At 71.1% G+C, this 12,872-nt stretch carries 13 protein-coding genes; 4 read left to right on the forward strand and 9 right to left on the reverse strand.

Going from position 1 to position 12,872, the window contains the following annotated elements; all coding sequences use genetic code 11:
• Positions 1 to 56 precede the first annotated feature (56 nt).
• From H1Q64_RS21095 to H1Q64_RS21110, 4 genes are read right to left on the reverse strand one after another with little or no spacing between them, the layout of a single operon-like run.
• Positions 57 to 1,736 carry a methyl-accepting chemotaxis protein gene (locus H1Q64_RS21095; RefSeq protein ID WP_237905465.1) on the reverse strand — a complete coding sequence of 560 codons (1,680 nt, stop codon included), beginning with the start codon at positions 1,734 to 1,736 and terminating at the stop codon, positions 57 to 59.
• Positions 1,733 to 2,353: a chemotaxis protein CheW gene (locus H1Q64_RS21100; protein WP_237905466.1), complete on the reverse strand. Its 621-nt coding sequence runs from the start codon at positions 2,351 to 2,353 to the stop codon at positions 1,733 to 1,735. The genes H1Q64_RS21095 and H1Q64_RS21100 overlap by 4 nt, the downstream gene beginning before the upstream one ends.
• Positions 2,353 to 3,789: a CheR family methyltransferase gene (locus H1Q64_RS21105; RefSeq protein ID WP_237905467.1), complete on the reverse strand. Its 1,437-nt coding sequence runs from the start codon at positions 3,787 to 3,789 to the stop codon at positions 2,353 to 2,355. The genes H1Q64_RS21100 and H1Q64_RS21105 overlap by 1 nt, the downstream gene beginning before the upstream one ends.
• On the reverse strand, positions 3,786 to 4,310 hold the full coding sequence (locus H1Q64_RS21110; protein ID WP_237905468.1) for a chemotaxis protein CheW: 525 nt from the start codon (positions 4,308 to 4,310) through the stop codon (positions 3,786 to 3,788). Before H1Q64_RS21110 ends, H1Q64_RS21105 begins: the two co-directional genes overlap by 4 nt.
• Before the next feature lie 317 nt (positions 4,311 to 4,627).
• Here H1Q64_RS21110 and panD point away from each other — a divergent pair, with 317 nt between their 5' ends.
• From panD to H1Q64_RS21125, 3 genes are all read left to right on the forward strand, one after another.
• Complete coding sequence (panD, locus tag H1Q64_RS21115) at positions 4,628 to 5,062, forward strand: aspartate 1-decarboxylase (protein ID WP_237905469.1); 435 nt, start codon at positions 4,628 to 4,630, stop codon at positions 5,060 to 5,062.
• Positions 5,063 to 5,243: 181 nt separating this feature from the next.
• On the forward strand, positions 5,244 to 5,468 hold the full coding sequence (locus H1Q64_RS21120) for a hypothetical protein (protein ID WP_237905470.1): 225 nt from the start codon (positions 5,244 to 5,246) through the stop codon (positions 5,466 to 5,468).
• 70 nt (positions 5,469 to 5,538) lie between these two features.
• Entirely contained in the window at positions 5,539 to 6,111 is a 573-nt protein-coding gene (locus H1Q64_RS21125) for a hypothetical protein (protein ID WP_237905471.1), read from the forward strand.
• On the opposite strand, the gene H1Q64_RS21130 is transcribed toward H1Q64_RS21125, so the two are convergent.
• The 4 genes from H1Q64_RS21130 to dacB form a co-directional block, all read right to left on the reverse strand.
• Positions 6,066 to 7,091: an endonuclease/exonuclease/phosphatase family protein gene (locus H1Q64_RS21130; RefSeq protein WP_237905472.1), complete on the reverse strand. Its 1,026-nt coding sequence runs from the start codon at positions 7,089 to 7,091 to the stop codon at positions 6,066 to 6,068. The genes H1Q64_RS21125 and H1Q64_RS21130 overlap by 46 nt on opposite strands.
• Positions 7,088 to 7,885: a class I SAM-dependent methyltransferase gene (locus H1Q64_RS21135; protein ID WP_237905473.1), complete on the reverse strand. Its 798-nt coding sequence runs from the start codon at positions 7,883 to 7,885 to the stop codon at positions 7,088 to 7,090. The genes H1Q64_RS21130 and H1Q64_RS21135 overlap by 4 nt, the downstream gene beginning before the upstream one ends.
• Before the next feature lie 29 nt (positions 7,886 to 7,914).
• Positions 7,915 to 8,547 (reverse strand): chemotaxis protein, encoded by a 633-nt coding sequence (locus tag H1Q64_RS21140; RefSeq protein ID WP_237905474.1) that lies wholly within the window; start codon positions 8,545 to 8,547, stop codon positions 7,915 to 7,917.
• Positions 8,548 to 8,640: 93 nt separating this feature from the next.
• A complete protein-coding gene (gene dacB / locus H1Q64_RS21145; RefSeq protein WP_237905475.1) occupies positions 8,641 to 10,107 on the reverse strand; it encodes a D-alanyl-D-alanine carboxypeptidase/D-alanyl-D-alanine-endopeptidase in 1,467 nt (488 codons plus the stop codon).
• Positions 10,108 to 10,418: 311 nt separating this feature from the next.
• On the opposite strand from dacB, the gene H1Q64_RS21150 reads away from it, so the two are divergent.
• Entirely contained in the window at positions 10,419 to 12,137 is a 1,719-nt protein-coding gene (locus H1Q64_RS21150; protein ID WP_237905476.1) for an FHA domain-containing protein, read from the forward strand.
• On the opposite strand, the gene H1Q64_RS21155 is transcribed toward H1Q64_RS21150, so the two are convergent.
• Complete coding sequence (locus H1Q64_RS21155) at positions 12,127 to 12,840, reverse strand: 4'-phosphopantetheinyl transferase family protein (RefSeq protein ID WP_237905477.1); 714 nt, start codon at positions 12,838 to 12,840, stop codon at positions 12,127 to 12,129. The genes H1Q64_RS21150 and H1Q64_RS21155 overlap by 11 nt on opposite strands.
• Between the last annotated feature and the right edge of the window lie 32 nt (positions 12,841 to 12,872).

Consider the following 12,872-nt stretch of genomic DNA (forward strand, 5'->3'; position numbering starts at 1 on the left):
CGGCACCTTCCGTGCGTCCTTGTCCGTGCCCTCGCCGCCGCGTGCCGTCGCCATGGTCACACGCGGTAGTTCCGCACGGCCTCGACCAGACCCTGGCCGAGATCGTTGAGGTTGGTGGCGGCCCCTTCGAGCTGGCGGGTGCCGGCGGCGGTCTGGCTGCTCGCCTCGCGGATGTTCTGGAGCGCCTGGATCACCTGCTCCAGGCCGATCTGCTGCTGGTTGGTCCCGGCGACGATCTGCTGGAAGGCGAGCACGCTCTCCTGCACGCTCTCGGCGAGGTCGCGGATGGTCGACTGGGTGGCGTCGGTCTGCCGCTTGCCGGCGCCGACGCGCTTCACCGCCTCCTCCGTCAGCATGACCGAGGCGTTGATGCCGTGCTGGATCTCGCTGAGGTTGGAACGGACCTGGGCGGTGGCCTCCTTCGACTGGTCGGCGAGGCTCTTGATCTCGCTCGCCACGACGGCGAAGGTCCGGCCGTGCTCCCCGGCGGCGGCGGCCTCGATGGCGGCGTTCAGGGCCAGCAGATGGCAGCGCTCGGCGATGTCGTTGACGGTCAGGATGATCTCGCCGATCGCCTGGGTGCGCTCCGACAGGATGACGATGTTCTCGGCGACCGCCTCCGCCTGCTCGCGGATGGCGTCCATCGCCTGGTTGGTGTCCTCCACCGCCTTCAGGCCGGTCTCGGAGTTGGACGCGGCGACCTGGGCGTTCTGCGCCACGTCCTGGGCGCGGCGGTTGATCTGCGCGCCGGATTCGGTGATCTCGCTGAGCGTCGCGGTCGTCTCCTCCACGGCGGCGAGCTGCTGGGCGACGCTGGCCGCCTGCTGCTGGGTCGAGGCGCGGATCTGCGCGGTCGCGGCGTGCATGCTCTCCGCCGTGGCACGGGTGGTCCTGGCCATGTTGCGCAGGTTGCCGGTCATCTCGTTCAGATGGGTGCCCAGCTCGGCCAGCTCGTCGTCGCCGGGCACCACCACCGTCTTGGTCAGGTCGCCCTTGCCCACTTGGGTGACGTAGCCGATGGCTGTGCCGAGCCGCTTGGTGACCGAGCTGCCGATCAGGATGGCGATGGCGACGGCCAGGGCCACCACGATGATCAGCGCCAGGATCGAGGAGCGCACGGCGTCGTCGTAGAGTGAGCGGATGTTCTGGCGGCCGGCCTCCGACAGGCGGCTGATGTCGCTGTGCAGGCTGGCGAGCTGGTCCGCCATGGCCACCCGCATCTCCTCCACACGGGTCAGACGCGCCAGAGCCTCGGGCTCGGTCCCGGCGGCCACCCGCTCCAACAGCGTGTTGGCTTCCTCCAGCATGCGACGCGAATGCTGGTCGAAGCTGTTGATCTGGGCGACCAGCTCGCCCCAGATGCGACGGCGGTCCTCCGTGGTGCCGTCCTCGGCCCGCGCGCCGGCGATCCTCTTGAGCTTGTCGATCTGCTCGAACATCACCGCCGAACCGTCACGATAGCGCTGGCGCAGCTGCGTGATGTCCGGCGCAGCCGCGCCTTGGACCTGGGCCAGCGCCGCGGCGTGGGTCGCCGCCTCGCGGTAACTGCGCAGGTTGCTTTCGGTCACCTCGATCTCGCGCACCGCCTCCGACACCTGGATGTCGTAGGTGGCGATGCCCATCATGACCTTCATGCCGTCCGCGAACCGCATCATCTGGAACGCCGCCAGCAGCCCGGTCAGCAGGCAGACGACCCCGAAGCTGAGCATCAGCTTGTGCTTGACCTTCAGTTTCATTCTTCTTTCATGCTCCTCAGCGTCTCCAGGATCGCCGGCACGTCCAGCACGGCGATGCGGCTCCGGGTGATGGCGGTGACGAAGGTCCCGGCTTCCGGTGGGGCCTTCAGGTCGGTTCCATCCAGCTCCATCACCGTGTCCACGGTGCGTAGGCGCAGCGCCACCGGCCGCTCGCCACCGCGCAGCACGACGGCGAAGCCGCCGCCGGCGGGAACGGCGTTGCGTCCGCACAGCCGGTCCACGTCAAACAGGCGCATCACCCGCCCGTCGATGGCGATCAGCCCCAGCAGCTCCGGCGGTGCGTGGGGCACCCGCGCCACCCGCGGCAGCGGCACGATACGGGACAGGTGGCGCAGGTCCAGCCCGTAGGACCCGTCCGCGCCGCGCCCGGCCAGCAGGGTAACCGGCGCTTCCGCTGCGGCGTCGGTCTCGATGGAGGAGGGGACGCGCGCCAGATCCTCGGCGCGGCGCAACAGCAGCGCGTCGGCCCAGGCGCCGCCCGGCGCCGCGGCGGCTTCCGCCTCCCGGCCTTGGAGGGCCAGGCGCGCGCGGACGGCGGCCCAATCGATGGCGTCTTTCACTTCGGCTGCCTCTCCGGTTCCGGTCCGGTCGTCCATCACGGCTCCTCACCCGAGAACCAGAGGTCGATCATGCTCCGCAGTTCGGCCACGGTCAGGCCGCCGCCCTCGGCCACCAGTTCCGTCGCGTCGTGGGCGGCGACGGTGGCGCGGGCGTTGCGGAAATGGCGCTGCGCCGGGGCCAGCTTGCCGCGCCGCCAATAGGCCAGCGCCAGATGGTAGTCGGCCAGCGCGAAGTCGGAATCCAGATAGAGCGCCCGCTTGAAGGCGGCGATCGGGTCGCCGACGCCCAGCTCCTCCTCCAGCAGGCCCAGCCGGAAATGGACCACGGGGTCGAGGCGGTTGCGCTCGGCCAGGGCGATGCAGGCGTCCAGCGCCGCGGCCCGGTCGCCGTCGGCCACGGCGGGATTGCCGGCCGGGGATCCCGCCGGCGGCTGCGGGGTGGGCAGGGGGGCAGGCGCCGGCTTCGCCGCAGTGGCGCGCAGCCGCGCCACGGACTCCGTCGCCGTGCTGCGTTTCCTCGCCGATTTCGGCTCCGCGGCTTTTGGCTCGGCGGGCCTCGGTTCGACGGCGACGGATGGCGTGTAGGCGGGCAGCGCCGCCGCCACGGGGACGCTGCCGGGGCGCGGCTTGCGGTAGATCGTGGCGCCGGGAACCGGCACGGGGGTGAACAGGCTGTTGACCTGCTGCCCCGTCTCGGCATGGCCGACCACCAGCCAGCCGTTGGGAACCAGCACCTCGTGCAGGTTCTCCAGCAGCCGGGTGCGCGTCGGCTCGTCGAAATAGATCATGACGTTGCGGCACAGCACGACGTCCAGCGCGCCCAGGCCCCGCGGGTAGTTGGGCAGCGGCCCGTCCACGAGGTTGAAGACCGAGAAGCTCGTCCATTCGCGGAAGCGCGGCTTGACCGCCCACAGGTCGCCCTGCCGGTCGAAGCATTCCGCCAGGACGGCCGGGTCAAGCCCGCGCACCGCCCAGTTCCCGTAGACGCCGCGCCGCGCCGTCTCGATGAAGCTGGCGTTCAGGTCGGTGCCGACGATGCTGACCTGCCAGTCGCGCAGCTGGTCGGCGAAATGCCGCTTCAGCAGGATTTCCAGTGTGTAGGCCTCCGGCCCGATCGAGCAGCCGGCACTCCAGATGCGCAGCAGGCGGCTTTCCCGGTTGCGGCGCAGGCATTCCGGGATGGCGACGGCGCACAGCGCCTCGAACTGCTCGGCGTAGCGGAAGAAGAAGGTCTCGCCGACCGTCAGCTCGTTGATGAGCGCCTGATACTCCGGCCCGGTCGGCCCCTCCCCGGCGAGCTGCGCCAGATAGGCGGCGAGGCCGAGGGTCGGCTTGTCCGACAGGCGGCGGTTGATGCGCTCCGCCAGGGCGGCGTCCTTGTCGGCGTAATAGGCGAGCCCGGTCGCCCCGATGACGGCGGCCTTGATCCGGGGAAAGACCGGGTCGCGCAGGATGGCGTCGATGCGGTTCATCGGGCCTCCGCCCCGGTCTCTGAAGCGGGGGCGGCGAGCCGGGCCAGACGCTCGTCGGCCATGGCCTGGAAGGCGGCGAGCAGCCGGCCCTCCGCCTCGGTCAGCAGGCGGGACGGGTCGATCACGGTGGCCGTTCCGGCGCCGTGGGGGATGGTCGCCACGGCGCAGCCGTTGAAGGTCAGGCCGGGGTCGGCCGCCATCCGCTCCGCGTCGGGGATCGGCAGGATGTTGAACACCCGCTCGGCCAGCAGAGCGAGCGGACGTCCGTCCCATTCGGTCAGGAACAGCGGGGCGTACAGCTCCGGCGGCGCGGCATCGAAGCCGAACAGCAGGTCGAGCCGCAGGACCGGGACGGCACGGCCCTGGTAGCGGAACAGCCCGGCGACTACGGCGGGCGCTGCGGGCAGGCGGTCGAGCCGGGGCAGCGGCAGGAATCGGCGCACGGATTCCGCCGGCAGGGCCAGGATCCTGCCGGAGACGGAAAAGATCACGTACCGTGTCGCGGATGCCGTCGCAGCCATCGCGGGCGCACACCTTCCTGATTCGGTTGTCGGCCTATGCCGGTTGCCGGGTCCGATACGCGCAGCCGGACCTTGGATTCCATTATTGGGTGACGCCGGGGAGCTTGAAACCGGCGCAGAACATGCCGCATCGCACCCGGGATGGAAATACCACCAAAGGCAAAAGCCTCAGCCCAAGGTAGCGGTATGACGCCGGTCATACCGTGGGTGCCGGAACGCTTGCTGTTTTCGCAGTTGCGGTTACAAACATCCCCGGCCGCCTGATCAGAAGCCGCCGATCAACCGCCGCCGTCCAGCCGCACCGACCAGAGGGGATCATGATCAAGGTTGTCCGAGCGAAGCTGCACTGCCTGCGCGTCACCGACGCCAACCTGAACTATCAGGGGTCGATCACCCTCGATCCGGAGCATTGCGAGGCGGTCGGGATCTACCCGCTGGAGTTCGTGGAGATCTGGAACAAGAATTCCGGCGCGCGGATCAGCACCTACGTGATCTACGGCGAGCGCGGCTCGCGCAGCTGCGTGCTCAACGGCTCGGCGGCGCGGAGCTGCCAGCCGGGGGACGAGGTCATCATCGCCGCCTCCTGGTACTGCCAGCCGACCGAACTGGCGACGCTGCGGCCGCGGGTGCTGACCTTCAACGCCGACAACAGCATCGACCGCTCGCTGACCTACGACGTGACGGCGCTGGACGGCGGGCGCTTCGATTTCGCGATTCGCGAGGGCGCCTTCCTGGAGCCCGAACCGGCCTGACCCGCCGGATCCGGCGTCCCGCAAACAAAAGAAGCGGTCTCGGGCGAGTCCTCGCGCAAAGCGAGCGCATCGGCGATTTGCGCGTGTCTTGCGAGGGATAGGCCGTGAGTCCCACTTGAACGCGCGGCAATTTTTGCCTACTCTACCTGGGTGGGAGTGCGGACAGCGAGGAGTGCGTGTCATGGGCGTCAGCGGCATAGGGGGCTATCAGCAGCAGCCTTTCACGACACCGTTAAGCAGCGGGCCGGCGGCTCTGCAGCAGACACGGGGAACCGACGCGAACCAGCAGGCCCAGAAGGCCGAAGAGGATCGCCGTCAGCAGGTCCAGGCCCAGGATCAGCAGGCGCTGTCGTCGGGCGGCAACACCACCCCGACCCGCGGACAGAACCTCAACATCACGGTCTGATCGCGCGTCGTCCAATCGGGGCCCGCCCGGCTGGTCCGGGGCAGGGCCCGCAGGGGAAAGGCGGCCAGCCATGGACATCCGAAGCGTTTCCGGCATCCAGGCGAACCGGCCGACTCCGGCATCGGCGGTTCCGACGCCGCAATCCGTGGCCGATGCCGCGGCACCGACTTCCCAAACCGCGTCCAGCGTTGCGGACCAATCCGCCTCGGCGGCATCCGATCCCGTAGTGGTGGCCGGCGGCTACATCAGCCCGGTCCTGCGTTACGACCAGGGTGCCCGGCTGGCCGTCATCTACTTCCGCGACCGGTCCTCCGGCGAAACCCAGAACCAGATCCCGGCGCAACAGGTGGTGGAGGAATACCGCCGCACCGCCAGCCGCTTGGGCGTCGCGACCGATGCGATGGCCGAAGGCCACGACACCGGCAAGGGGACCGCGGCATCCGGCGGTACTGCCACACCGGGCGGCGCCGGGCGGAGCGTCGGATCGGGATACGGAGCCACCGCGTCGAGCGGCGCCCCGTCCACCGGACTATTGCCCGCGGCGGGTGGTGGTCCGGCGGGAACCGCCCCGGCCGCCGCTCCCCGTGTCGCGGGGTCCTACGGCGCCGGTTCGCCGGGCGCCATCGTCTCCGTCACTGTCTGATCCGGCAGCTCGAAGCGGGCGACCAGCGGCGCGTGGTAGCTTTCCGGGGAATGGCTGACCGTGGCGTGGGCGACCAACTCGTCGCCCAGCGCCTCGTTGTGGATCTCGGCGGAGCGGAACCAGCCCAGCAGGGCGCGCGACACCAGCAGATGATCCAGCATCACCGCGTCGCCGCCGTGCAGCACGGTGAAGCGCCGCTCCTCCGGGACGGAGCGTTCCAGCGGCACCAGCGACCGCCCGGCAAGGTGGCCGTTGCCGGTCTCGTCGAGGTCGGCGCGGATGATGCGGACGGGGGTCTGCTCAATCTCGGCGTTGAGGTCGCCGGCAACCAGGATCAGCGCCTGCGGGTCGGCGTCGAACACCCGCTCCACCGCCAGCCGGGCCTCCAGCGCCTGCCCGGCCCGCTTGATCGAGGCGAGGTAGAAGCCCTCCGCCCAGCCGCCGACGCTCTTCCAGGTGGAGGCGTTCTTCTTCTGCCCTGGCACCGGCGCGGCGATGGGCGCGCGCAGATGCAGGTTGAAGACATGCAGCCGCCGCCCGCCGGGCAGCTCGATCTCGCCATGCAGCACCGGGCGGTCCCAGGTCACGGCGTCGCCGCCGGGCTGGGCCGGGTCGGCGGTGACCATGCGGACCTGCGGGGAGGGCACCAGATCGTGCCGGTACTGCCGCGCCGCCAGGATCGGCCAGCGGCTCACCAGCACGAGGTTGTGACGGTCGGCCAGCTTCGTCCCCTCGCCGCCGGAGGTCCGGTGGAAAGCGGCGTAGGGGCCGCCCTCCAGCAGCCGGTTCAGCGCGCGCAGGGTTCGCGGTTCCCCCTTTGCCGCGCGCTGGCCGTTGACCTCCTGAAGGCATAGGATGTCGGCGTCCAGCCGCTCCAGCTGCGGGCGCAGGACGGCGGCGCGCTCCTCGAAGGACAGGTCGCCGGTGTCGTCCAGGCTTTCCAGGTTGAAGGTGGCGATGCGGATGCTGCTGCGGCTCATGACCCCTCCCCGGACGCCCGGCCCGCCGCGGCGCGCGGGCGCGCCAGGAACAGGTGGTTGCGGTTGATGCGCCGCCGCCGCCGCCGGTGTGCGCTCAGCATCGCCGTGGAGGCGACGAGCGTGGCGTCCAGCCCGGCCTCGGCCATGCGCTGGGGAGTATCCGTACCATAAATCCGGTAGTGATAGGGATGGCCGAAGGCGGCCAGCCGCTTGGCGGGGGTGTCCATCGCCGGGTCCTCCCGCGTCGGCCCCTTGGGGTCGTAGGGGAACAGCAGGACGGCGCGGCCGGAGGGCTTCAGGACGCGGGCGATCTCGCGCAGCGCGGCGCGATCGTCGGGGACATGCTCCAGCACGTGGCTGGACAACACGAGGTCGAAACGGCCGTCCGGGAAGGGCAGGTCGGTCAGGTCGGCCTGCACGTCGGCGGCCGGGTTGAAGCGGTCCAGCGTGACGTAGCGCCGGCCGTGCCGCGCCCGCAGCAGCGGTTCCAGGCAGGGTTCGGGGGCGGTGTGCAGGATGCGCAGCGACCGGCGCAGCACGTCCGTCCGCTCCGCCAGGAAGCTCCACAGGAAGCGGTGGCGCTCCAGCGACCCGCAGTCCGGGCAGCGGGCGTTGCGCCGTCCGCCCAGGCCGAAGGGGAGGAAGCGCGCCGCCTCCCGTCCGCAGAGTGGGCAGAGCAGGGGGCCGGCGGCGGGGATCAGGCCGTGGGCGCCCTCGTAGCGTGGACGCTCGTACAGCGACTCCTGCCGGTAGACGGCGGCCTCGTCGAGGTTCTGGTCCGCGATGGCGGGCAACAGGCGGGACAATCCATGAAGCATGGGGATCAGAACAGTTCCACGTCGCCATCGATCCCGGTCTTGCGCAGCCGGTCCATGAAGGAGGTCTCGGACCGCGCGATGTCCCGCACCGTCTCCTCCCCGATCAGGCGGCGCTGGGTGCGGCCCGAGGTGGGATAGAAGCGCACCGCGCGGGCCGTCGTGCCGCCGACGTCCCAGCTCATCGTCGGGATGCCTTCGGCCGCCAGATACTCCATGACGAATTCGACGTTGCGCTGGCCGATGCCGGCGCTGCGCGGGGCGCCGTTCACGCTGGCCCCGCCGAAGATCTTGGCGCGCAGCCGGTCGCGCCGCCCGGTCGCCGCCAGCAGCCGGTTGATGAGCTGCTCCATGGCCGCGCTGCCGTAGCGCGAGGAAATGGACAGCCGGTCGCCGTTGTGGTCGGGCAGCAGGAAGTGGTTCATCCCGCCGATCGCCGCGACGGGGTCGAACAGGCAGGCGGCGATGCAGGAGCCCAGCGTGGTGGTGATGACGACGTTCGGGTCCTCGCTGACCACGCAGCCGCCGACCACGATGTTGACCACCTCCGCGCCCAACTGCCGGTCATGGTAGCGGTTGGCCGCGATGTCCGGCGTGTCGGAACCCTGCTGATATCGGCGCGCGCGCGGGCTGATCGGCATCCAGAACCTCGGTGGGACATTCGGTCGCAGTGTACAACCGACCGTCGCCCTTCGCCAAGCGTTGTGGTTGCGGACCCCCGCAGTCGGCGGCCCTTACAAGCCGGCAATCCACAACTCAAGCAGATCGGCCTGGAGCTTGCGGGCGCGGGCCAGCCAGGCGCGGGCCTCCGCCGGGATCTCGGCGATGCGGCGGTCCATCGTTCGGTCCATGGCGGCGCGCTGCGGCTCGTCGGTGACGAAGAAGGCGAAGCCGAGCGTGCGCCCGCTCGCCGTGGTCAGCGTTCCGGCCAGCGCCTTGGCGTAGGCCAGCGTGCCCGATTTGGCGCGCACGCCGGGGGGCAGGACCTTGCCCTCGTCCTCGCCGGGCAGAAGGGCCAGCACCGCCGGGCCGGCGCCGCGGATCAGCGCCATGGTCTGGGCCGGGGTGATTCGCGACGCGGTGCTGAGGCCGGAATGGTTGAGCAGCCGCAGCCCCGTCCAGTCGGTGTGCGGGGCTGCCAGCATGGCCGGCGCCGTCAGCACCGCCGCCGACTCCGGCAGCGTCCGCACCGCCGGGTCCAGCCGCCGGGCGGCGGTCAGCCCGATCAGCTCCGCCGACAAGTTGTTGGAGTAGCGCAGGACCTGCCGGGCCAAGACCTCCAGCGGCTCGCTGCGGTGCAGGGCGGCGAGCGTGGCGGTCGGCGGCGCCGCGCCGGGGACCGGGGTGGGCAGGGCGATCCCCGCCTCCGCCGCCAGCCGGCGGAAGACGTGCGCCGTCGCCAGACCGGGCCGGGTGACCGGCAGCCACAGGCTGGCCGCCATGCCCGGCTGCGGGGCGAAGCGCCAGCGCTCGCCCTCCGGTTCTCCGTTGGCCAGTTGCCCGTCCGCGGCGACGAGCGGGGTGAAGGCGGCCCCGGAACCGGCGCCCAGTTGCACCGTCACGCTGTCCAGCGGCACGCGCCCGGTGTCGGACACCGACCACGCGCTGACCCGCACCGGCTGCCCGGCGGCGGCGGGGCGCGCCCAGTCGAAGCGGAAACGGTTGAAGTTCAGCGACAGCGCCCCGACCCCGGTGTTGTAGCCGGCGGTCCAGGGCTGGCCGGCGTCGATCTCCGGCATCTCGGGCAGGGCGGAGGTGTCGTAGAGGAAGCGCCCGGTCACCCGCGTGACGCCCAGCGCGCCGAGATCGCGCAGCAGCTCAGCCAGCCCTTCGCTGGACAGGGACGGGTCGCCGCCGCCCTTCAGGATCAGGTCGCCGTCCAGAACGCCGTTTCCCAACCGCCCCGTGATGTGCAGCGTGGTCTCGAACCGGTGCTCCGGCCCCAGCACCGCCAGGGCGGCGGCCATCGCCGGCAGCTTGGCGACCGAGGCCGGGGCGAAGGGCTTGGCCGGCTGCCGCTCCGCCAGGACGGCGCCGCTGTCCGGATCGAACAGCACGTAGCCGACGTCATCGGCGGAAAAGCCGTTGCGGGCGATCGCCGCCCGGTCGTCCGGACCGGTGGCGCCATAGGGGGACGCGCAGGCCGACACTGCGGTGACGCAGGCCAGCAGGAGCAGGATGGAGAAGGTCGGAATCCGCATGGCGGCCAGTCTAGCGCAAAGCCCCGGCCGGCATCCGCGTCAATCGATGGTCGGGCCGGGGACGGGCCAGGAATCTTGCTGCGCGGAAAATCCGCTTACCGTACGATGAAGTCCTCAAAAGACGCCACGCCTCTGGGGAAAGAGCTGAAAAGCCCATGATGTCACGGCGCCGCAGCCTCACGTTCGAAGTGGTCGTCGACCAAGGCGGAAAACCCAACATCGACGGGGTCTTTCCCGACGAGGCTGCGGCCCGGGAGCGCGCGGCGTATTTGCTTCGTCTTGCGAAATTTCCGGTTGTCCGGATTTTGAAGGTGAATCAGGCGGGCAAGGAAGAGGTCATCTTCCAGAAGTCCAGCGCCGGCGGCGGGAAGCCGACCACAATCTCCACCATCGACGAGATCGACGTCGGACCCGCCAGCCTCTGCACCGACGCGCTTCAGCTCTTCTCCTACGAGAGCCGGATGCTGCTGCTGCGCCTGCTGCGCGGCTATTGGGACGATCAGGCGGTGATTCCGGCCGAGCAGCTCCACCGCTACTACCCGCTGCGCTATTTCGAGCGGGAGGCCCTGCTGTTCAACCCGGCGGTCAGCCGGCTCGCCACCCTTCAGGCGCCCTTGCTGGGGGTGAAGCCGTTCGACCGCCACGACCAGCTCATGCGGATGTTCACGCGGCTGAAGGAGATGGCCCAGGCGTCGGACACGCTGGCGCCCTTCGACGCGGCGCTGGCCCGCGGCGGGGTCGGCGGCCTGCTGGCGGCGGCGGCGGAGCGCCCGCCGGAGGAGCGCGACCGGCTGGTCACCCACGCCTTCGCCGCGGTGCTGGAGCCCTGCCGCGACTGGCCCGGCAAGGTCAAGGCGCTGCTGCGCTTCCACCGCGAGGACGGGGAGGAGGAGGCGAACCGCCGCCTGCTCGACCAGATGCTGGCGGAAACGGTGGACGGGCGGGAGCCGGTGCGCGCGCTGATCGGCTACGCGCCCGACCTGGGGGCGGCGCTGCACAGCCTGATCGCGGCGGTGCACGGCGACCTCGACGACCGGCTGCCCCACACCGACGAACTGCTGGCCCTGTCCAACGCGCTGGGCGGCGGCGGCTTCGAGGAGACGCGCCGGGCGCTGCTGCGCCGCATCCAGGGCGGTCTGGCCGGCCTGACCCCGCTGACCCGCACCGGCACCGCCGCGGAGGGCAAGGCCTTCGGCGTCATCGTCGACCGGCTGACCAATTTCGACGGCTTCCTGGGCGGCGCCGGCATGGCGGAGGCGCTGACCCGGCGCGCCAAGACGGTGTGGAGTTCCGGCGGGCAGGACGCGTCCTTCGACACGGCGGTGCAGCGTCTGGCCACCCGCCTGCCGGCGCCGGCCCAGCGCATCGGCTATCTGCTGGACCTCGCCACCAGCCCCTTCGGGCGCAACAAGCTCAGCGTCCTGATCCGGCTGGTCGCCAGCGAGTTCGAGAGCATCACCTCGGCCCGTGAGCTGGTCGCCCCCGGCGTCAGCACGGACGATGTGCGCAGCGGCCTGGGCCGCCGCCTGCGCGCCGCCGGCATCCCACGCGCGCTGGCCGAGGGGCTGATCGCCAAGATCGCGGCGATTCCGGACGCCGAACGGTCGCTCGGCATTCCCTTGCTGGCTGCTCCTGTTGGGGAGGTCGTGACGCGGGCGACCGAGGAGACGATCCTGATCGACGCCCCGAAGGCGGCGGAGCGGCTGGTCCTGTTCTGGCGCGGCCATACGCGGGCGATTCCGGAGGACGGGGCCCAGCTCGTCATCGGGCGGTCGTCGCAGTGTCAGTTCGTCCTCGACATCGCCTCAGCCTCGCGCCGGCACGCCGCGGTGTCGCGACAGGACGGCGTCTTCGTGGTGGAGGATCTCAGCCGCAACGGCACCCAGATCGCCGTGCCGGGGGTGGCGGAGCCGCGACGGTTGAAGCCCGGCGAACCGTTGCCGCTGCCGCCGCGCGGCGAAATCGTCATCGGCTCCGCGGAGCTGGGCGAGGAGCCGGCGCGCATCGCCTGGGAAATCGTCAAGCGCTGAAGGCTTCGTCCAGCGGACGGAACACGGGGCGCCAGCCGTTGCCGCGCACCGCCAGCGCGCCGACCAGCCCCGGCGCCGGGCGCAGGTCGAACAGCGACCAGTCCAGAGCACTCCCGGCCTCCAGCGCGCCGTCCAGGCTGAGCAGGCGGGCGGGGCGGCCCGGCGTCAGCTCCACCGCGAAACGGTCGAGCGGCGTGGACAGCCCCTGGCCGGTCGCCTTGATGAAGGCCTCCTTGCGGGTCCAGCCGTTCAGGAACGCCTCGTCCCGCAGCGCCTCGGGCAGGGCGGCGAAGGCGTCGCGCTCCTCCGGCGCGAAGAAGCGCTCGGCGATGCCGGCGGCGTCCGCCACGGACCGCAGCCGCTCGACGTCCACCCCCAGCTCCACCGTCTCAAGGGGGGCGATGGCGATCAGCACGTGATCCTTGCAGTCGGCAAGGTTGAAGGCCGGGCCGTCGGGGAGGAAGGGCTTGCCCATCGGCCCGTAGGCGAAGACCAGACTCGCCGGGTCGCGGCCCATCACCCGCCCGAGACGATGGCGCAGCAGCCCGCGCCGCAGGACGCAGCGGGTGCGCAGCTCCTCCGTCGCGAAACGGGCGGCCCGCGCCGTCTCGTCGGGGGAGAGCAGGGCGCGGAACGCCTCCAGCCGGTGCGCCAGCCCGCGCAGGTCGGCATAACAGAGTTGAATTTCTTCCGTTTCCCGCATCGGATGTCCCCATTCCCCGGATTCGGGACTAT

This window comes from Azospirillum brasilense (assembly GCF_022023855.1).
GTDB classification, from domain to species: Bacteria; Pseudomonadota; Alphaproteobacteria; order Azospirillales; family Azospirillaceae; genus Azospirillum; species Azospirillum brasilense_F.

Coding starts and splice junctions, on each gene's coding strand:
- H1Q64_RS21095 (WP_237905465.1), bottom strand. CDS start 1,736: ATGAAACTGAAGGTCAAGCACAAGCTGATGCTCAGCTTCGGGGTCGTC.
- H1Q64_RS21100 (WP_237905466.1), bottom strand. CDS start 2,353: ATGGACGACCGGACCGGAACCGGAGAGGCAGCCGAAGTGAAAGACGCC.
- H1Q64_RS21105 (WP_237905467.1), bottom strand. CDS start 3,789: ATGAACCGCATCGACGCCATCCTGCGCGACCCGGTCTTTCCCCGGATC.
- H1Q64_RS21110 (WP_237905468.1), bottom strand. CDS start 4,310: ATGGCTGCGACGGCATCCGCGACACGGTACGTGATCTTTTCCGTCTCC.
- panD (WP_237905469.1), top strand. CDS start 4,628: ATGATCAAGGTTGTCCGAGCGAAGCTGCACTGCCTGCGCGTCACCGAC.
- H1Q64_RS21120 (WP_237905470.1), top strand. CDS start 5,244: ATGGGCGTCAGCGGCATAGGGGGCTATCAGCAGCAGCCTTTCACGACA.
- H1Q64_RS21125 (WP_237905471.1), top strand. CDS start 5,539: ATGGACATCCGAAGCGTTTCCGGCATCCAGGCGAACCGGCCGACTCCG.
- H1Q64_RS21130 (WP_237905472.1), bottom strand. CDS start 7,091: ATGAGCCGCAGCAGCATCCGCATCGCCACCTTCAACCTGGAAAGCCTG.
- H1Q64_RS21140 (WP_237905474.1), bottom strand. CDS start 8,547: ATGCCGATCAGCCCGCGCGCGCGCCGATATCAGCAGGGTTCCGACACG.
- dacB (WP_237905475.1), bottom strand. CDS start 10,107: ATGCGGATTCCGACCTTCTCCATCCTGCTCCTGCTGGCCTGCGTCACC.
- H1Q64_RS21155 (WP_237905477.1), bottom strand. CDS start 12,840: ATGCGGGAAACGGAAGAAATTCAACTCTGTTATGCCGACCTGCGCGGG.